Origin of the sequence: Halomonas sp. TD01 (genome assembly GCF_923868895.1) — a bacterium.
GTDB lineage: Bacteria > Pseudomonadota > Gammaproteobacteria > Pseudomonadales > Halomonadaceae > Vreelandella.
Map to the genome: position 1 here is coordinate 3,854,431 of NZ_OV350343.1, position 22,638 is coordinate 3,877,068.

The 22,638-nt window shown below is 56.0% G+C and carries 1 protein-coding gene; it reads right to left on the reverse strand.

All coding sequences use genetic code 11. The annotated features are described in order from the left end of the window. Positions 1–9 precede the first annotated feature (9 nt). Positions 10–22,629 carry a two-partner secretion domain-containing protein gene (locus L1X57_RS17540; protein WP_267965106.1) on the reverse strand — a complete coding sequence of 7,540 codons (22,620 nt, stop codon included), beginning with the start codon at positions 22,627–22,629 and terminating at the stop codon, positions 10–12. Positions 22,630–22,638: the final 9 nt, after the last annotated feature.

Genomic DNA, 22,638 nt, shown 5'->3' on the forward strand with positions numbered 1-22,638 from the left:
GCACTTATATCAATCGATAATGTTAGTTGCATTGTCCGACACCTCACCCCATACTCCCGCCAAATCCAACGCCGCAGTAATTCTTGCAGCCAATGGGGCAGGTACACCTCGAGCTATTGCGTATCTTTCGAACCCTGCACTCGCCACCTCCTTCGTTGCTGATGTAACAAATTCGTCTTTTAAGTAGCCAGATAACAAACCTGCCACACTCCCCGAGATAGCAAGCCCTTGCCCTAAAGCACCAACCGGCGTCATTACTACCCCAGCTGTCATAGCCTTGCTGGCATCATCCAACGCCTTGGCATCTACAGCCCTTTCCCATTCCTGTGCGGCAGGGTCGCTATGGTCAATGTTAGCGTTCCGTCTGACGCATTCTGCATCTCCACATGAAAAATGCGGTACGTGGTAAATCTTGCCATCCACCACATAGCTGACCGTGTAACGGCCTTCTTCATCCAGCGGTCGACCCGTCAGACGGTCTCGCGGCTGACCAGGGGCTGCCTCTTCTGGTGGTAGCTGATAGACAAGCGCCCGATAGGGCGAGCCTTCCCCACCCGTCTGCTCGATGATGTAGCTGATCAGCTCAGGTGGCGTGTTCTTCGGTATTTGCTGGATCAGATAGCGCGTCGTGCCGTCCTCTCCGGGGGTTGCCATCCAGTCACCGCCATAGTCAAAATAGGTGTCATCAACGGCGGTCACATCCTGTAAGTCGACGATGATGTTGGAACCTGGGCTTTCCTCCAACTCGTCGTTGTACATGGCTCTGAGGGCATCGGCGATCTGTTCTGGCGTGTACTCGCTGCCTTCGGCCAGCTGTTCCGCCAAGGATTGCTCGAAGCTATGCAACTGGCGATTATTGACATCAAGATTGAACGCCATTGCACCACCTTGGGCGCCGCCTGTCGCCGCACCGGCCAGGGTGGCAGTGAGCGATTCAAGCCCTTGGCGCGCCTCGTCCGGTAGATTCAGCTCATCCGTGAGACGTTCCACTTCTGCCATAAGCACTGAACTGGTCAGTGCTCCCGTCGCTCCGTCCACACCGCCACCGGCCAGGCCGAGCAGCGTATGGCCCGAGGTGCGGTAAGCGCCGCCTTCCGCCCAACGTGCCGCTTCTTTCAGCAATGCAGCACGTGTTTCAGGATCATTGGCGTTTTGTGCCTCACGCCATAACTGGGCTTCCTGCTGGCTGGCGTAATCCCCCCATTCTTGGCTCGCCCGCGACCCAAACTCTTGGGTAATCGTGGCTTGGGCCTGCACGTCTTTTCTGACGCTTTCTGCATCGAAGATCGGCGCAATGCCGGTGTCTGCATCGCCGGTGCGGGCGTCCTGATTACCTGCCAGGCCGCTGATGGCGGATTCGGTGGTGCTGCTGGCACTGCCATCGTCGCGGCCGGTGCCGATGCCGGAGAGGCCGGTGCTGCTTTCGCCGCTATCATTTCCACCACTGCTGAGGCCAACGCTGGTGCTTTCGGCCTCATAGGTGGCGTTGTTGGCGATATCGCTAACGGTGAGCGCGCCACTTTCTATTGCCTCACTGGCGCTTTGCCCGGCGGTGGTGAAGCGGTTGCGGTCTTCATCTATCGCGGTTTGGGTGCTGGTGATAGCACCGCCGGTAAGATTGGTGGTGCCGCCGACGTTGACCTGGAAGCCGCCGTCGCCAGCGCGCAGGCCGCTTTGCTCATTGACGCTTTGGAAGTCGCTGTTGAGCTTGGTGCGGCTGGCGTTGAGGCTGGCGGTGGGCTGCCCTACGCCGATCAGCGGTACGCTGAGACTTCCGCCGCTGCTTTGGTGGCGTTCGTTGTGGGTGGCGGTGTCTTGCAGGCTTTCAATGGTCAGATCGCCGCCGATGTGGGTGCTGATTTGCGGGGCGCTGACCACGGCACTTTTGAGGGCGGTGTCACCGCCGCTGTTGAGGATGACCTGATTACCGGCGCTGAGCTGGGTGTTGTTGAAGAAGGTGCTGTCACCGTTGCCGTGGCCCTTGGCACGGCTGGCGTCCAGGTTGAGGGCAATGCCATTCGTGCCGAACCCCAGCCCAATACTGCCACTGCTGCTGTTGTGGCGGTCGCGCTGGGAGACGGCATCGGCGCTGGCCAGCAGGTTGATATCCTGGGTAGCATTGAGCAGTAGCTGATCACCAGCCTCTAGTTGGCTGCCTTGTACGGTGAGGGTGCCTTCGCCATCTCCCTGGCCGAGCGCGTGAATGACGAGGTCGCCACCGGCTGCCAGGGTGGAGCCGCGGGCGGTGTTACTTTCAACCGTGCTGTCACTGCGGCTTTGGCTGGAGCCCAGGCTGATGTTGAGGCTGAGATCCGTGCCCTGCCCGCCTTGCAACTGTTGCTGAATATCCGTCACCGCGAGGGCGCTGTTGGCGGCCGCCAGGGCTTGCATACGCGGGCTCTGGGTGTCGCCAGCCGCTTGGAACTGGCCCTCGAGGCGTTGTGCGGTGTCTATCACGGGGCCGCTGAGGGAGAGGCTCAGGCCGCTTTGTTTGAAACGCTGTTCGGTCTGGCTGCTACGGGTCTCTCGGCCTTCGAGGATGTTGACCGTGTTGGCACCAATCAGGATATCGCCGCTGGGGGCCAGCACGTCAGAACCGATCTGGGTGTAGGTGTCGCCAGCGCTCAAGGTGACGTTGCCGCCAATGCTGCCCACGGTGGCGGGGGCAACGAAAGTGGCAGTATTGGTGGCATCGGTCATCTGCCGTTGGCTGCCGATGTTAATGCCAAACCCACCACTGAACAGGCCACTTTTTTTGCTGCGGCTGAAATGGCTGTCGCTGAGGGTGTGTTGGGCGGCATCCAGGGTGAGGTTGCTCCCAGCATGAATCCCTAGATCCTGGTCGGCCAGGACGTTGGCACCGCTGAGGTGGATATCTTGACCGCTGGTCATAGTGACCGTCTGGCCGCCTAGCTCGCTGGCTAGTGCCTGAGTGTTGATGCTGCTCGTGCGGGTGGTGCGGGTGCGGCTGGAGAACAGGCCACTGCTGCGGGTTTGGCGGCCTTCGGCCAGGCTATCAGTACGCTGCCCGGCTTCCAGGGTGATATCACCGTCAATGGCGTTCAGGGCCAGGGCACCCTGGGCGTCTACGGTGGCGGCACGCAGGTTAATGTCTTGCCCAGCGGTGAGGCTCACCGCCCCGCCGCCGGTGATCACGCTGCCGATCTCTTCGCTGTGGCTCTGGTGATGGTAGTTGTTGGCATCCCAGTTAAGGGCGTGGCTTTGGCCAACTTCCAATGTATCCAGGTTGATATCGCTACCTGCAATGAGCTGAGTCACGCCACTGCCAATGTTGTGTAGTTCGGCAGCGGAGAGGTTAATCGCACCGCCCGCGCTGGCCAGCAGGTTGCCCGCCTCGCCGTTGACATAAAGCCCGGCCATCCGGTCAATGCCTTGCAGGCTGAAGGTATTACCATCAACCTCGTTGGTGGCGCTGTGGAGCGTACTGGCGATGTTGATATCCCCGCCCGCTTGCAGCGCCATGCCGGTCGTGGCGGCAATGCTGCCACCGTCGATATTGATGTCCTGACGGGCATCAATTAACGCGATATCGCCTTGGATGCGGCCGCTGTTGTTGAGGTTCTGGGCGCTGATATCCACCATGTTGCGCCCGGCAATGGTGCCGCTGTTGTTGAGGTCGCCACTCAGGGCCAGGTCGATATCACGGGCGCTGATCAGGGTGCCATTATGGCCACCCAACAGCTCGCCATTGGTGGCCAAATCGCCTTCGCGGGGGGCCAAATAGACCTTTGGCATCAGGGCGGTGGTGGTAGAGCCATCGGGTAGCTGTACGGTTTGTGTGACTAGCCAGACGATATCGTTGGTGAGCTGGGCGGTTTGCGACGCTGACAACGCAATGCCGGGGCGCAGCTTGTGTTCATGCGCAAAGGTCGCCCCCGCGTTCATCAGCGCCGCGTATTGCGCATCATCCGTGCGGTAATCGCCCAGGAAGCGGTAGCCGGTGAGCGCAGCGACTTGGTCACGAATGAGCTTTTGCTCGTAAAAGCCGTCACCCAGGCGTTTTTGAGCATGAGCCGGATCGTAGGCCAACGCTGAAAGTAGATAGTCACTGGAAAGCCACTGGCGGTGATCAGTAAAGTCGGGGTCCGTCGCCACCAGGTAACGCGCGTTACTACCAGGATCAATGGTGAAGAGGCTGCTGGTGGGCAACAACAACGGTGGGGCTGTTTGCGTGCCTAAATCTGTTGTCGCCTGGGCACCCTGGCTGGGGTTGGCATGGTCAAGCAGCCAAGTATCGGTGGAGAACGCGGCGGTGGATTGGGTGCTACTTGGGGTAGTGGTATTCAACGAGGCGCTGTTAGCCCCTGGGGTGTCAGTATTGACGCCATTGGCGCTGCTGGTTGCGCTGCCCTGGCTGGCACTGAAGGATGCCTGAGTAGCGCCCTGAGTATGTGCGTTCACACTGTTGGTGGTATTAGTAGCATTGCCTGAGTGAGCCACATTAACCGAGGCACTGTTCGCCCCACGGGTATTGGTATTAACGCCGTTGGCGCTGCTGGTCGCGCTGCCCTGGTTGGCACTAAAGGATGTGTCAGTGGCACCCTGGGACGCTGTGTTAACACTGTTGGTGGTATTAGTAGCATTACCTGAGTGAGCCACCTTAACCGAGGCACTGTTCACCCCATGGGTGTCGGTATTAACGCCATTGGCGCTGCTGGTCACGCTGCCCTGGTTGGCATTAAAGGATGCCTCAACGGCCCCTAGAGTCTCTGTGTTCACACCATTGGTACTGTTGGTGGCACTGCTGGAGCCGTCCAAATCAAACGATGCGCCATCTGCTACATGCATTTCCGTATTGACGCCGTTGGCACTGTTGGTGGCATTGCCTGGCTTGTTGGCACTGAATGATGCGCTGTTAGCCCCCTGGGTATCCGTATTAACCGCGTGTGTGCTTTTGGTGGCGCTGTCTGAGCCAGCGACATTGACCGAGGCGCCGTCAGCACCATGGGTCTGCGTATTGATGGCCGCGGCGCTATTAAATACATCGCTCTTGTTGGCACTGAATGATGTGTCAGTAGCACCCTGGGACACCGTGTTCACGGCATTGCCGCTAGTGGTCACACTTCCCTGGTGAGCACTGAACGATGTATCAGTGGTCCCATGGGAGTCGGTGTTCACGGCATTGGCACTATTCGTCCCACTGCCTGGGCTGTTGGCTTGGCCGATGACGTCAGCATCTACCACTGACTGAGTCACTTCGGTGGTCTCAGTGTTGACTGCGCTGGCACTATCACCGGCACCAGCAACCTCCTGTGCGGTAGTGCTGATGCTTTGATTGGCAAGCGTCGCGCCTGCGACATCTGAGCTACCAGAGCTAGTGCCACTGGCTGTTCCAGGGCCAGCTTTGCCACCAATGCTGGTGCCACTACCCGTGATGGCCGTGTTTTGCCTTACCTCGCCAACGCCAAGCTGGTTGTCTGTGAAGACTTCTTCGAGTGGGCCGATATGTTTTTTGTCTATCCATGCACGATCTAGCCAATCAGCAACACCTGCGTCGGTCCCCTTTGTACTTGAGACCCTGCGTACTATAGCTGTTGCCTCATCCCATTCTGTAATTACGCGGCGTTCGCCTATTGCCTCTCGGTTTTCCAGGTTAGCAATATCCCCTTGCAGCGTTCGGCCAACGATAATGCGACTTTTATCATTGAGTAGGTCATTCCCTATCAGGGTCAGGTTTCCTCCCGCCCTGATCAAGCTGGGAGCGCTGGACACGACTTTGCTTACATACTCATTACGCTTAAGACGGTACTGCGTCCAGTTTGAAATGGTCGTAGAAGCAGACCCATGATAAAAAGTGTAGCGTCCCTCATAATTAAGGTAAGGATTCCAAGTGGAACCCGTAGTATTTTTCTCCTTCCAAGTTTTTTCATTCCGTTCCCAAGTAAGCCTCGTCCCGTTGTCAAATTGCTTACTCCAGCCATTAGGAAACAAGTCTACCCAGCCATTTTCGTGAATGGTCAGTTTATTCTCCCAGCCTTGGGGCTGGATCATGGTTACCTTGGTTTCGCCAAGGTATTCTTCCTCCATTACAAAGTGCTCGTTGGTATTGCGCAATGTGTCTGCCGCCAACGCCATGTCTCCTAAGCTTTCAATGGTGGCGCTGTTGTTGTTGAGTGTTGCTGCATTGCCAGTGCCGTCTGCCACGGCCTGATAGTTAGAGAAGAGTGAGCCACCGATGGCCATATCGCCGCCGCTAAAAATCAGCGCACCCTCACGGTTGGTAATATGCTGGGCGCCAACATCCAGCCGCTCTCGGGCAGCAATCGTGGCGGATTTCGTCTGTCCTCCCGCCGTTTCTTCACGATTACCAAGGTGACTAACGGCTATGGCGATACGGTCACCATAGAGTCGCCCAGTACCTACGTTATCCAACGCGTGGCCGTTGATTTGCGTATCCGCTCCATCGATCAAGCCTCGGTTGATAACGCTGCCATTATGCGCTTGTGTGGTGTCCAGCATGGTGGTGCCCAGACTCCGCAGCTCACCACTGGGCTGGTTGCGAATCTCATCGGCATGCACAGTGAGGCTGCGCCCCCCCTGCCACTTTCCGGCATTGGTAAAGGTGTTACCCCCGGGGGCACCATGCAAACGTAAACTCAAACTTCCTTCTGAGATCACCTGCTGATCACTGGCGGTATTGAGGTCTCCTACCAGGTCCAGCGCCATATCGCTGCCACTTTCTAGCTTTCCGCTTAGATCTACGGTGTTGGCAACTACCGTAATGGAAGCGGCTTCAGTGGCGTTGTCATTATTGGCGACAATCTCACCCTCTTTATTGCTGATCTCCAGATTGCGCTCGGCGGGAGTGGTAGCGCTATCTTGTAGCGTCAGGGCACGCTGAGCGTTGAGCGTGCCGCTATCGTTGATAATTGATGTATCAGCGGTGATGATGAGGTCGAGACCAGCCAACACTTGACCAGCGGCATTGTCGACGTTGCTGGCGGTGATCTGTACGTGCTTGCCGACAATGCCTTGGGTGCTCTCACTGGTCTGGCTATTGTCAACAGTGTCAGCGATTAGGCTGACCAGCGCATTGGACTGCACAATGCCACCCGAGTTGAGGATATCGGCATCGGTAGACAAACTCACATTGTCTTGGGCCAGTATCTCTCCATGGGTATTGTTGATGTCTTTTCGGGCATTGATATCGAGTTCCGTGGCCGCCACCATCAGGCCGTCCGTGTTGCTCACACTGTCAGCATCCACCAGCAGATTACCCGCTCTGGAGGCCAGAACACCGTCGGTATTGTTAAGCGTATCTTCGGCCTGAAGCGATAACCCCGCCTGGGTGACAACATTGGCTTGCCAAGTGTCAAGATTGCCCTGCGCATTAATGTCGGCATTGTAAGCACTGGTCTGGCTGTTGCGTAGATCGACATGACCACCTGCTACCGTCAAGCTACCCGCCGCCAGATTGTTGCCAATGGCCCTTAGATCGCTGGTAGCAGTAATGCTGAGCGCACCGCCATCTTCACCCAATGCCTTCAAGCTGCCATCTTTATTGAGGCCAGCGGCAAGGGTGCCCCCGCTGTCAACACTGGTAGCATCAATGGTCAGATTATCGGCCGCCGCAAGGGTGCCCGTGCTGGTTAATGCACCAGTCCTAAGGAAAGCGTCTTTGCCTGCGTAAACAGTACCGCCCATGTTATTCAGGCTCTGCGCATCAATAAGGATATTGTTTTGGGTAATGAGATTTGCACTGACCGTGCTTAACGCACCTTTCGCCGCAACATCAGCATCGTAAGCGCTACTCTGGCTATTATTCAGGTCAACGCTATCACCTTCGAGCGTCAAGCTGCCCGCTGCAAAATTGTTGCCGGTGGCTCTTAGGCCGTTGCTGGCAGTCACTCGCAATGCAGCACCGTCAGCAGCAAACGTAGCGAGACTTCCGTTGCTACTCAAGCCAGCGACAAGGGCACCCTCGCTGTCGACGCTGGTGGCATCGATGGTTAGGCCACCTGCCGCGGCAATCGTGCCGGTGTTGGTGAGCGCGCCGGTATAGAGGGTGGCATTTCCTCCCGCGTAAAAAGTGCCGTCGGTGTTAGCGAAGACCTCGTTGAGGCTGACCTCAAGATCGTTGCCCGCTAACACGGATCCCTGCCCACTCGTTAGGCTCTGCGCTTGTATGCTCAGGTCACCTACCTGGCTGGATAGCATGCCCTGGGTGTTATCCAACGCGCCGTCGCTACTCAGCGATAGGCTATCCCGAGTGACAATGGTGGCTGCTTGAGTATCAAGATCACCTCGGGCGGCAAGTGCTGCGCGGTAAGCACTGGTCTGGCTATCGCTTAGATCAATATTGTCTCCGTCTAACATCAGTCTGCCTACGGCCAGATTGTTGCCAGTGGCGGTTAGCTCATCTGTGGCAGTGACGCTAAGGGCACTGCCGTCTTCAGCAAACTCATTGAGCTTGCCATCGCTATTCAGCCCTGCAGCGAGCGTGCCACTGCTGTTAACGCCGCCAGCGTTAATGGTTAGATCATCCGCTGCCGCAACGGTGCCGGTGTTCGCCAGTGACCCTGTGTCGAGAGTGACATTGCCGCCTGCGTAAACAGTGCCATCGGTGTTGGTGAGAGATTCGTGAAGCGTGATATCAAGGGCGTTGCCTGCTAACAACTCACCCTGCTCGTTGTTCAGGCTGAGCGCCTGTACCGTCAGGTCGCCTTGCTGGCTAGCCAGAGTACCCTCGGTGTTATCAAGCCCCCCCTCTGCCTGAAGGGTTAGCTTCTCCTGGGTAACGACATTGGCCTGCCTGCTCGCCATATCACCACGGGCGGTAATATCAGCATTGTAGGCGCTCGTTTGGCTCCCACTCAGGTCAATATTACCGCCGTCAAAAGCAAGGCTGCCTGACGCCAGGTTGGTCCCGGTAGCGACCAAGTCACCAGCGGCAGTGACGCTAAGGGCACTGCCGTCTTCAGCAAACTCATTGAGGCTGCCATCGCTATTCAGCCCTGCAGCGAGCGTGCCACTGCTGTTAACGCCACCAGCGTTAATGGTTAGGTTGTCTGCTGCCGCAACGGTGCCCGTGTTGACCAGCGTCCCAGTATCGAGGGTGGCATTGCCGCCTGCATAGACAGTGCCATCGGGGTTGGTGAGAGATTCGTGAAGCGTGATATCAAGGGCATTGCCTGCTAACAACTCACCCTGATTGTTGTCCAGGCTGAGTGCCTGTACCGTCAGGTCGCCTTGCTGGCTAGACAGGGTACTCTCGGTGTTATCAAGCCCCCCCTCTGCCTGAAGGGTTAGCTTCTCCTGGGTAACGACATTGGCCTGCCTGCTCGCCATATCACCACGGGCGGTAATATCAGCATTGTAGGCGCTCGTTTGGCTCTCACTCAGGTCAATATTATCGCCGTCAAACGCAAGGCTGCCTGCCGCCAGATTGGTCCCAGTAGCGACCAAGTAACCAGTGGCAGTGACGCTAAGGGCACTGCCGTCTTCAGCAAACTCATTGAGCTTGCCATCGCTATTCAGCCCTGCAGCGAGCGTGCCACTGCTGTTAACGCCGCCAGCGTTAATGGTTAGATCATCCGCTGCCGCAACGGTGCCGGTGTTCGCCAGTGACCCTGTGTCGAGAGTGACATTGCCGCCTGCATAGATGGTGCCATCGGTGTTGCTCAAGGCGTCAATGACGGAGACTGCCAAGCTGTTGCCCGCCAACAGGGTGCCCTGTTCGTTAGTCAAACCGAGAGTGCTCACACTTAGATCGCCCTGCTGGCTTGATAGGATGCCACCGGTGTTATCTAGCCCCCCGTCGATTTGCAGCGTTAGGCTTTCCTGAGTGACAACATTGGCTTGCCAAGTGTCGAGATCACCACGGACAATTACATCAGCACTGTAAGCGCTGGTCTGGCTCTCACTCAGATCGAGATTCTCACCGTCCAGAGTAAGCGTGCCTGCAGCCAAGTTAGTGCCGGTGGCACTTAGGTCGTTACGGGTGCTGACGTTTAGCGCGCTACCATCTTGGGCGAATCCCTTGAGAGTGCCATCTGCGTTGAGGCCCGCAGCCAGCGTCCCTGTACTCTCAACGCCGCCAGCGTTAATGGTTAGGTTGTCTGCTGCCGCAACGGTGCCCGTGTTGATCAACGTACCGGTATCGAAGATGGCATTGCCGCCTGCATAGACGGTGCCGTCGGTGTTGCTGAGGGATTCGCTAAGAGCCAGCTCTAGGGCATCACCTGCCAGCAGTTCGCCCTGTTCGTTGTTCAGACTCAACGCTTGTACGCTCAGGTCGCCTTGCTGACTGGACAGGGTCCCCTCAGTGTTATCAATCGCACCTTCAGCTTGCAGGGTTAAGTTTTCTTGAGTGACGACATTGGCCTGCCAGGTGTCGATATCACCACGGGCGGTGATACGCGTATCAAAGGCACTGGTCTGGCTCTCACTCAGATCGACATTACCACCCTCCAGGGTCAGCGATCCCGCAGCTAAGTTGGTGCCGGTAGCACTCAAATCACCACTGGTGGTGACACGCAGTGCGGCACCATTTTCGTCAAACGTGTTGAGGCTGCCATCGCTATTCAGACCAGCGGCCAAGGTGCCGCTGCTATCGACGCTGGCGGCGTCGATAGCTAGATTATCAGCGGCGGCAATGGTGCCAGTATTGGTCAGTGCATCAGTGTCTAAAGTGACGTTTTTGCCGGCGTAGACGGTGCCATCAGTGTTGCTTAGGGTTTCGTTGAGAGCAATCGACAGGTTCTTACCAGCCAATAACTCACCCTGCTCGTTACTCAGGCTAAGTGCCTGAACACTTAGGTTGCCCACTTGGTTAGACAAGGTACCTGCTGTGTTATCCAGCGCACCACTAGCTTGTAGCGACAAATCTTCCTGGATAACTATGTTGGCTTGCCCGCTCGCCAAATCACCTCGAGCCGTAATATCAGCGCGGTAGGCACTGGTCTGGCTCTCACTCAGATCGACATTCTCACCGTCCAGAGTAAGCGTACCTGCAGCCAAGTTAGTGCCGGTAGCACTCAAATCACCGCTGGTGGTGACACGCAGTGCGGCACCATTTTCGTCAAACGTGTTGAGACTGCCATCGCGTTTCAGGCCCGCCGCTAGAGTGCCGCTGCTAGTAACGCTGGCAGCATCAATAGTCAGGTCATCCGCTGCGGCAACGGTACCAGTATTAGTAAGCACACCGACATCGAGGGAGGCATTGCCGCCTGCATAGACGGTGCCGTCGGTGTTGTTGAGGGATTCGCTAAGAGTCACCTCTAGGGTATCACCTGCCAGCAGTTCGCTCTGTTCGTTGTTCAGACTCACCGCTTGTACGCTCAGGTCGCCTTGCTGACTGGACAGGGTCCCCTCAGTGTTATCAATCGCCCCTTCAGCCTGCAGGGTTAAGTTTTTCTGAGTCACAACATTGGCTTGCCAGGTGTCGAGATCACCACGGGCACTGACATCAGAACTGTAAGCGCTGGTCTGGCTCTTACTCAGATCGACATTACCACCCTCCAGGGTCAGCGATCCCGCAGCTAAGTTGGTGCCGGTAGCGCTCAGGTCACCGCTGGTGGTAACACGCAGTGCAGCACCATCAGCATCAAACGCGTTAAGGCTGCCATCTTCGTTTAAGCCCGCGGCCAACGTCCCCGTGCTCGCAACGCTGACAGCGTCAATGGTCAGATCATCCGCTGCTGCAATCGTGCCAGTGTTCGTCAGTGATCCTGTGTCGAGAGTGGCGTTGCCACCCGCGTAAACAGTGCCACCGGTGTTGGTGAGAGATTCGTGAAGCGTGATATCAAGGGCGTTGCCCGCTATCAGCTCACCCTGATTGTTGTTTAGGCTGAGCGCCTGTACCGTCAGGTCGCCTTGCTGACTTGATAGGATGCCACCGGTGTTATCAAGCCCCCCCTCTGCCTGAAGGGTTAGCTTCTCCTGGATAACCACATTGGCTTGCCTGCTCGCCTGGTCGCCACGGGCGATAATATCAGCATTGTAGGCGCTCGTTTGGCTCTTACTCAGGTCAATATTATCGCCGTCAAACGCAAGGCTGCCTGCCGCCAGATTGGTCCCAGTAGCGACCAAGTCACCAGTGGTAGTGACGCTAAGGGCACTGCCGTCTTCAGCAAACTCATTGAGCTTGCCATCGCTATTCAGCCCTGCAGCGAGCGTGCCACTGCTGTTAACGCCGCTAGCGTTAATGGTTAGGTTGTCTGCTGCTGCAACGGTGCCCGTGTTGATCAGCGTAGCGGTATCGAGGGTGGCATTGCCGCCTGCATAGACAGTGCCATCGTTGTTGGTGAGAGATTCGTGAAGCGTGATATCAAGGGCGTTGCCTGCTAACAACTCACCCTGGTCGTTGCTCAGGCTAAGTGCTTGAACACTTAGGTCGCCCACTTGACTGGACAAAGTACCTGCCGTGTTATCAATCGCGCCTTCAGCCTGCAGGGTTAAGTTTTCCTGAGTCACAACATTGGCTTGCCAGGTGTCGATATCACCACGGGCGGTGATACGCGTATCAAAGGCACTGGTCTGGCTCTCACTCAGATCGACATTCTCACCGTCCAGAGTAAGCGTGCCTGCAGCCAAGTTAGTGCCGGTAGCACTCAAATCACCACTGGTGGTGACACGCAGTGCGGCACCATTCGCGTCAAACGTGTTGAGGCTGCCATCGCTATTCAGACCCGCGGCCAAGGTGCCGCTGCTATCGACGCTGGCGGCGTCGATAGCTAGATTATCAGCGGCGGCAATGGTGCCAGTATTGGTCAGTGCTTCAGTATCCAAGGCGGCGTTGCCACCTGCGTAGACAGTGCCTTCTGTATTAGCCAGGCTGATCGCCTGCAGACTCAAATCGCCCTGTTCGCTGTATAGCGTGCCTCGGCGGTTATCAATGGCCTCCGCTGCTTCGAGGGTGGTATTGCCACCCGCATAGACAGTGCCATCAGTGTTGTTGAGGCTAAACACCTGCACACTTAGATCACCGTGTTCACTGGACAAGGTACCCTCAGTGTTATCCAGGGCACCGCCTGACTGGAGTGATAAGCTCTCTTGAGTGACGATGTTGGCTTGCCCGCTCGCCAAATCACCTCGAGCCGTAATATCAGCGCGGTAGGCACTGGTCTGGCTCTCACTCAGATCGACATTCTCACCGTCCAGAGTAAGCGTACCTGCAGCCAAGTTAGTGCCGGTAGCACTCAAATCACCACTGGTGGTGACACGCAGTGCGGCACCATTTTCGTCAAACGTGTTGAGGCTGCCATCGCTATTCAGACCAGCGGCCAAGGTGCCGCTGCTATCGACGCTGGCGGCGTCGATAGCTAGATTATCAGCGGCGGCAATGGTGCCAGTATTGGTCAGCGCAGCAGTGTCTAAAGTGACGTTTTTGCCAGCGTAGACGGTGCCATCAGTGTTGCTTAGGGATTCGCTAAGAGTCACCTCTAGGGTATCACCTGCCAGCAGTTCGCTCTGTTCGTTGTTCAGACTCACCGCTTGTACGCTCAGGTCGCCTTGCTGACTGGACAGGGTCCCCTCAGTGTTATCAATCGCCCCTTCAGCCTGCAGGGTTAAGTTTTTCTGAGTCACAACATTGGCTTGCCAGGTGTCGATATCACCACGGGCGGTGATACGCGTATCAAAGGCACTGGTCTGGCTCTCACTCAGATCGACATTCTCACCGTCCAGGGTAAGCGTACCTGCAGCCAAGTTAGTGCCGGTAGCACTCAAATCACCACTGGTGGTGACACGCAGTGCGGCACCATTTTCGTCAAACGTGTTGAGGCTGCCATCGCTACTCAGACCTGCCGCTAGGGTGCCGCTGCTAGTAACGCTGGTGGCGTTAATGGTCACATTATCAGCAGCGGCAACAGTACCAGTGTTGGTAAGCCCACCGACATCGAGGGAGGCATTGCCGCCTGCATAGACGGTGCCGTCGGTGTTGCTTAGGGTTTCGTTGAGAGCAATCGACAGGTTCTTACCAGCCAATAACTCACCCTGCTCGTTACTCAGGCTAAGTGCCTGAACACTTAGGTTGCCCACTTGGCTAGACAAGGTACCTGCTGTGTTATCCAGCGCACCACTAGCTTGTAGCGACAAATCTTCCTGGATAACTATGTTGGCTTGCCCGCTCGCCAAATCACCTCGAGCCGTAATATCAGCGCGGTAGGCACTGGTCTGGCTCTCACTCAGATCGACATTCTCACCGTCCAGAGTAAGCGTACCTGCAGCCAAGTTAGTGCCGGTAGCACTCAAATCACCACTGGTGGTGACACGCAGTGCGGCACCATTTTCGTCAAACGTGTTGAGGCTGCCATCGCTATTCAGACCCGCGGCCAAGTTGCCGCTGCTATCGACGCTGGCGGCGTCGATAGCTAGATTATCAGCGGCGGCAATGGTGCCAGTATTGGTCAGTGCATCAGTGTCTAAAGTGACGTTTTTGCCAGCGTAGACGGTGCCATCAGTGTTGCTTAGGGTTTCGTTGAGAGCAATCGACAGGTTCTTACCAGCCAATAACTCACCCTGCTCGTTACTCAGGCTAAGTGCCTGAACACTCAGGTTGCCTTTCTGGCTAGAAAGGGTACCCTCGGCATTGTTGAACGCCCCCTTAACTTGCAGCGTTAAGTTTTCCTGGGTGACGACATTGGCTTGCCCGCTCGTCAAATCACCTTGAGCCGTAATATCAACCCGGTAGGCGCTAGTCTGGCTCTTACTCAGATCGACATGGTCGCCGTCTAAGGTCAGGTTACCTGATGCAATATTCGTACCAGTGGCGCTGAGATCACCATCAGTGATGATGCTAAGGGCGCTACCGTCTTCGGCAAATGCTTTTAAGGTGCCGTCTTCGCTGTTCAAGCCAGCTGCCAACGTGCCCGTGCTATCGATGCTGGCGGCGTTAATGGTCACATTACCAGCAGCGGCAACAGTACCAGTATTGGTAAGCTCACCGACATCGAGGGAGGCATTGCCGCCTGCATAGACGGTGCCGTCGGTGTTGCTGAGGGCTTCGCTAAGAGCCACCTCTAGGGTATCACCTGCCAGCAATTCGCCCTGTTCGTTGTTCAGACTCACCGCTTGTACGCTCAGGTCGCCTTGCTGACTTGATAGGATGCCACCGGTGTTATCAAGCCCCCCCTCTGCCTGAAGGGTTAGCTTCTCCTGGATAACCACATTGGCTTGCCTGCTCGCCTGGTCGCCACGGGCGATAATATCAGCATTGTAGGCGCTCGTTTGGCTCTTACTCAGGTCAATATTATCGCCGTCAAACGCAAGGCTGCCTGCCGCCAAGTTAGTGCCGGTAGCACTCAAATCACCACTGGTGGTGACACGCAGTGCGGCACCATTCGCGTCAAACGTGTTGAGGCTGCCATCGCTATTCAGACCCGCGGCCAAGGTGCCGCTGCTATCGACGCTGGCGGCGTCGATAGCTAGATTATCAGCGGCGGCAATGGTGCCAGTATTGGTCAGTGCTTCAGTATCCAAGGCGGCGTTGCCACCTGCGTAGACAGTGCCTTCTGTATTAGCCAGGCTGATCGCCTGCAGACTCAAATCGCCCTGTTCGCTGTATAGCGTGCCTCGGCGGTTATCAATGGCCTCCGCTGCTTCGAGGGTGGTATTGCCACCCGCATAGACAGTGCCATCAGTGTTGTTGAGGCTAAACACCTGCACACTTAGATCACCGTGTTCACTGGACAAGGTACCCTCAGTGTTATCCAGGGCACCGCCTGACTGGAGTGATAAGCTCTCTTGAGTGACGATGTTGGCTTGCCCGCTCGCCAAATCACCTCGAGCCGTAATATCAGCGCGGTAGGCACTGGTCTGGCTCTCACTCAGATCGACATTCTCACCGTCCAGAGTAAGCGTACCTGCAGCCAAGTTAGTGCCGGTAGCACTCAAATCACCACTGGTGGTGACACGCAGTGCGGCACCATTTTCGTCAAACGTGTTGAGACTGCCATCGCGTTTCAGGCCCGCCGCTAGAGTGCCGCTGCTAGTAACGCTGGCAGCATCAATAGTCAGGTCATCCGCTGCGGCAACGGTACCAGTATTAGTAAGCACACCGACATCGAGGGAGGCATTGCCGCCTGCATAGACGGTGCCGTCGGTGTTGTTGAGGGATTCGCTAAGAGTCACCTCTAGGGTATCACCTGCCAGCAGTTCGCTCTGTTCGTTGTTCAGACTCACCGCTTGTACGCTCAGGTCGCCTTGCTGACTGGACAGGGTCCCCTCAGTGTTATCAATCGCCCCTTCAGCCTGCAGGGTTAAGTTTTTCTGAGTCACAACATTGGCTTGCCAGGTGTCGAGATCACCACGGGCACTGACATCAGAACTGTAAGCGCTGGTCTGGCTCTTACTCAGATCGACATTCTCACCGTCCAGGGTAAGCGTACCTGCAGCCAAGTTAGTGCCGGTAGCACTCAAATCACCACTGGTGGTGACACGCAGTGCGGCACCATTTTCGTCAAACGTGTTGAGGCTGCCATCGCTACTCAGACCTGCCGCTAGGGTGCCGCTGCTAGTAACGCTGGTGGCGTTAATGGTCACATTATCAGCAGCGGCAACAGTACCAGTGTTGGTAAGCCCACCGACATCGAGGGAGGCATTGCCGCCTGCATAGACGGTGCCGTCGGTGTTGCTGAGGGCTTCGCTAAGAGCCACCTCTAGGGTATCACCTGCCAGCAATTCGCCCTGTTCGTTGTTCAGACTCACCGCTTGTACGCTCAGGTCGCCTTGCTGACTGGACAGGGTCCCCTCAGTGTTATCAATCGCCCCTTCAGCCTGCAGGGTTAAGTTTTTCTGAGTCACAACATTGGCTTGCCAGGTGTCGATATCACCACGAGCGGTGATACGCGTATCAAAGGCACTGGTCTGGCTCTCACTCAGATCGACATTCTCACCGTCCAGGGTAAGCGTACCTGCAGCCAAGTTAGTGCCGGTAGCACTCAAATCACCACTGGTGGTGACACGCAGTGCGGCACCATTTTCGTCAAACGTGTTGAGGCTGCCATCGCTATTCAGACCTGCCGCTAGGGTGCCGCTGCTAGTAACGATGGTGGCGTTAATGGTCACATTATCAGCAGCAGCAACAGTACCGGTGTTGGTAAGCTCACCGACATCGAGGGAGGCATTGCCGCCTGCATAGACGGTGCCGTCGGTGTTGTTGAGGGATTCGCTAAGAGCCACCTCTAAGGCATCACTTGCCAGCAGCTCGCCCTGGTCGTTGTTCAGACTCACCGCTTGTACGCTCAGGTCGCCTTGCTGACTGGACAAAGTACCTGCCGTGTTATCAATCGCGCCTTCAGCCTGAAGGGTTAAGTTTTCCTGAGTCACAACATTGGCTTGCCAGGTGTCGATATCACCACGGGCGGTGATACGCGTATCAAAGGCACTGGTCTGGCTCTCACTCAGATCGACATTCTCACCGTCCAGAGTAAGCGTGCCTGCAGCCAAGTTAGTGCCGGTCGCGCTCAGGTCACCGCTGGTGGTGACACGCAGTGCGGCACCATTCGCGTCAAACGTGTTGAGGCTGCCATCGCTATTCAGACCCGCGGCCAAGGTGCCGCTGCTATCGACGCTGGCGGCGTCGATAGCTAGATTATCAGCGGCGGCAATGGTGCCAGTATTGGTCAGTGCTTCAGTATCCAAGGCGGCGTTGCCACCTGCGTAGACAGTGCCTTCTGTATTAGCCAGGCTGATCGCCTGCAGACTCAAATCGCCCTGTTCGCTGTATAGCGTGCCTCGGCGGTTATCAATGGCCTCCGCTGCTTCGAGGGTGGTATTGCCACCCGCATAGACAGTGCCATCAGTGTTGTTGAGGCTCAACACCTGCACACTTAGATCACCGTGTTCACTGGACAAGGTACCCTCAGTGTTATCCAGGGCACCGCCTGACTGGAGTGATAAGCTCTCTTGAGTGACGATGTTGGCTTGCCCGCTCGCCAGATCACCTTTTGCGGTGACATGAGCATCAAAAGCGCTGGTCTGACTCTCGCTCAGATCGACATTGCCACCCTTTAGGGTCAGCGAACCCGCTGCCAAGTTAGTGCCAGTAGCGCTCAGGTCACCGCTGGTGGTGACACGCACTGAAGCACCATCCGCGTCAAACGTGTTGAGACTTCCATCGCGTTTCAGGCCTGCCGCCAGAGTGCCGCTGCTAGTAACGCTGGCAGCATCAATAGTCAGGTTATCGGCCGCCGCGATAGCACCAGTGTTCGTCAGCGCACCAGTATTGAGAATAGCGTTACCATCGGCGTAGACAGTGCCGTCGGTGTTGCTTAGGGCTTCGCTAAGAGCCACCTCTAGGGCATCACCTGCTAGCAGTTCGCCCTGTTCGTTGTTCAGACTCAACGCTTGTACGCTCAGGTCGCCTTGCTGACTGGACAGGATCCCCTCAGTGTTATCAATCGCGCCTTCAGCCTGCAGGGTTAAGTTTTCCTGAGTCACAACATTGGCTTGCCAGGTGTCGAGTTTTCCCTGGGCGACAATGTCAGAACTGTGAGCGCTGGTCTGGCTCTCACTCAGATCGACATTGCCACCATCCAGCGTCAAATTACCCGACGCTAGGTTGGTACCGGTAGCGGTTAGATCGCCGGCGGTCGTTACGTCGAGAACCCCGCCGTCGTTGGCGAATGCCTTCAGGGTGCCATCTTGGTTCAGGCCAGCCGCTAGAGTGCCGCTGCTGAGCACATTGACAGCACTAATCGTCACGTCATCGGCTGCAGCAACAGTCCCCGAGCTGGCGAGTGTGCCGATATCTAGGGTGACGCTTCCACCTGCATAGACGCTACCATCGGTGTTGTTAAGCGTGTCGCTAAGAGTGGCCTCAAGACTGTTGCCTGCTAACAGCTCACCCTGATCGTTGTTCAGACTCAGCGCCTGCACTCTTAGATCACCGTCTTCACTGGACAAAGTACCCTCAGTGTTATCCAGTGTACCGCCAGACTGTAGCGATAGGTCGTTCTGGGCAACCACATTGGCTTGCCCACTCGCCAGATCACCACGCGCCAGAATACCAGAGCGATAGGCGCTGGTCTGGCTCTCACTCAGATCGACACTCTCACCGTCCAGAGTAAGCGTGCCTGCAGCCAAGTTAGTGCCGGTGGCGACTAGGTCATCAGTCGTGGTAACGCGCAGTACAGCTCCATTAGCATCAAACGGCTTGAGACTGCCATCGCGTTTCAGGCCCGCCGCCAGAGTGCCGCTGCTATCGATGCTGGCGGCGTCGATAGCTAGATTATCAGCGGCGGCGATGGAACCAGTATTGGTCAGCGCACCAGTGCCTAAAGTGGCGTTTTTGCCAGCGTAGACGGTGCCATCAGTGTTGCTTAGGGTTTCGTTGAGAGCAATCGACAGGTTCTTACCAGCCAATAACTCACCCTGCGCGTTACTCAGGCTAAGTGCCTGGATACTCAGGTCGCCTTGCTGGCTAGATAAGGAGCCCTCTGTGTTATCCAGACCGCCACCGGCCTGGAGCGATAAGTTTTCCTTGGTAACGACATTGGCTTGCCAGGTGTCGATGTCACCACGGGCAGTGATATGCGTATCAAAAGCACTGGTCTGGCTCTCACTCAGATCGACATTGCCACCGTCCAGCGTCAAATTACCCGACGCTAGGTTGGTACCGGTAGCGGTTAGATCGCCGGCGGTCGTTACGTCGAGAACCTCGCCGCCGAAGGTGAATGCCTTCAGGGTGCCATCTTGGTTCAGGCCAGCTGCTAGAGTGCCACTGCTGTGCACATTGGCAGCACTAATTGTCACGTCATCGGCTGCAGCAATAGTGCCAGAGTTGGTGAGTGTGCCGGTATCTAGGGTGACGTTTCCACCCGCGTAGACGGTGCCGTCGGTGTTGTTAAGGCTCAACACCTGGACACTTAGATCACCTTGCTCACTGGACAAGGTGCCATCAGTGTTATCCAGAGCACCGCCCGACTGGAGCGATAAACTCTCTTGAGCAACAATGCTGGCCTGCCAAGTCGCCAGATCACCACGCGCCGCAATATCAGCGCGATAAGCGCTGGTCTGGCTATCGCTGAGGTCAACATGGTCACCATTAAGAGTCAACGCGCCTGCAACCAAGTTAGTGCCGGAGGTGCTCAGCTCTCCAGTGGCGGTGACGCGCAGCTCAGCACCGTTAGCATCAAACGGTTTGAGACTGCCGTCGCTATTCAGACCCGCGGCCAGGGTGCCGCTGCTATCGATGCTGGCGACATCAATAGTCAAATCATCAGCTGCCGCGATGGTGCCGGTGTTGGTCAACGTAGTGATGTCTAGAGTGGCGTTTTTGCCAGCGTAGACGGTGCCATCAGTGTTGCTTAGGGTTTCGTTGAGAGCAATCGACAGGTTCTTACCAGCCAATAACTCACCCTGCGCGTTACTCAGGCTAAGTGCCTGGATACTCAGGTCGCCTTGCTGGCTGGCCAGGGTGCCCTTGGTATTGTCGAGCGCCCCGTCAGTACGGAGCAATAAGTTTTCCTGGGTGACAACATTGGCTTGCCAGGTGTCAATGTCACCACGGGCAGTGATATGCGTATCAAAAGCACTGGTCTGGCTCTCACTCAGATCGACATTGTCACCGTTAAGGGTCAGCGTGCCTGCAGCCAAATTAGTACCGGTGGCGACCAGGTCATTAGACGTGGTAATGCGAAGTGCAGCACCATTAGCATCAAACGCGTTTAGGCTGCCATCTTCGTTTAAACCTGCAGCCAGGGTGCCGCTGCTATCGACGCTAGCTGCCTCAATATTCAAGTCATCAGCTGCCGCTATCGTACCAGTGTTAGTGAGGCTAGTAGCGACTGAAATTTGGGATTTATCACCGGATTGAATTTCACCAGCATTGCTCAAATACTCAGCATTCAAGTGAAGCTCATCCTTGGCATAGAGTTGCGCTGCCGAACCTTGAATATGCTCTATACTATTGAGCGTAACGGTGTCAGCCGATACCGACCCACCCGTTAGTTTTACTGTATTTACTTTTACATTGAGCCGATCCGACTGCAATGTACCAGAGGTGTTTTCAAACCAGTCACCGCTGGATTGCACATTTTTGGCGCGCACGTGACCAGCATTACTAAGCGATTGCTCGGCACTTACATAAAGGTCACCCTCGGCGGCCAAAGTGCCCTCTGCATGATTTTCCAGACGACCACTAACATTCACAACCCCTGATTCTAATGAGGCTGGAGGTGGCTCCGTGCCCACATCGGGCTGCGATGGTGATTGGCTATCGGGGTCTTGAGGGCTACTTTTTATATCCCTACCGGGTATTTGTACAGAGGGCTCTGAAGGCTGTGAGCTGCTAAGAGCGTCTTGTGCCGGGGTGGTGACTGCACGCCCTAGGAACCCATCTTGCTCGTTGCTAATGTGATTAGCTTGAACATTGAGATTTTGTGCACCGCTTTGCCATAAATCACCACTATTGCTGAGGTTGTCTACTTCAATATCTAACCGCTGAGCGTCTACCCGGCCGCTATTATTTAAATCGCCCGCACGCAAATTAGCTTCTTGGCCAGCACGTAGAACCCCGCTGTTTTTAATGGTACCGAGTTTGCTATCACTGTATTCATTCTGGTGATTGCCGCCACTATGCAGCGTCAGGTTTTCTCCGGCTAGCACGCTTCCACTGTAGCTTTGGTCTTGCGCGGTACGGATAGCAATATCACCTTGATTTGCTTGGATAGCACCTGTTGAACTCAGTTGACCGTTGGTGTCGATATGAATATCGCCTGCGCTAGCAGCCATCGTCCCGTGATGACGGACACCTACTCCCACTTCAGTTCCTACCAAGCGAATTTGCCCAGCGTACATGCCGCCCAGCTCACTTACATCCAACGCAAAGGCAGGAGCATTGTCTGCGCCAGAAATTTGCTGAATGTTGCTGGAGTTTGCATCAACCGTATTTTCACCCGTAATCAAGTCCAGCTCTTGGGCGTGAATATTCGCATTAACTTCGATGGCCCGCGCTAAGATGCCTGTATAGTCAACCAGACTGGCATCAAGCCCTTTGCCACCGATACTAATGGTGCCGCGCTGCACACGATAACCTTCAAGACTTCCCCCGTTCATTAAAGGGCTGCCTGTCGTGAGAGTAGCGCGGCTGGCGTTTATAAAACCTGCGCCATCCACCTCAATACCGGCAGGATTGGCAATAATAATTTCGGCGCGCTGCCCCCCAATTTCAATAAACCCTTGGAGTTGGCTAGGGTTATTGCTGTTAACTTCGTTGAGAATGATGTGCGCTTCACCTTTGGCCAGCCACGGATTTCCCTGCACCCACCCCCCAAGTTGGGTCTGCACATCAGTGCGGCTGTTATTGAGTACGGCTCCTGGCGCACCCACATCAAATTGTTCATATGTATTACGACTTACACCAGCAGCACTTGGGGTTTGAATATTGACCAACGGCACCTCATTAGAGGTGCTTAGCACCGTAGGGCGTTGGTTGCCCGGTGCTGCAGGATCAGGCATGATTTGCGCCTGAGCCAAAGCGCTACTCAAAGTACTTAACCCCAAGGCGAAAGTAGCGGCCAGACGCAGCACCACAATTGCGGAACTCCCCATACCGGCGCCCTGCCTCCGTCCAGAGCTCTTGTTTTTTCGCAGAGCACTTTCTGATACCGCGACAAGACAACCGCGCGAGGCATTAAAGACGAGTCGGTAGAGTTTTTTATTCATTGTTTTCTC

Excerpts from the sequence above, each read along its gene's own strand:
- L1X57_RS17540 (WP_267965106.1), bottom strand. The coding sequence starts at position 22,629 with ATGAATAAAAAACTCTACCGACTCGTCTTTAATGCCTCGCGCGGTTGT.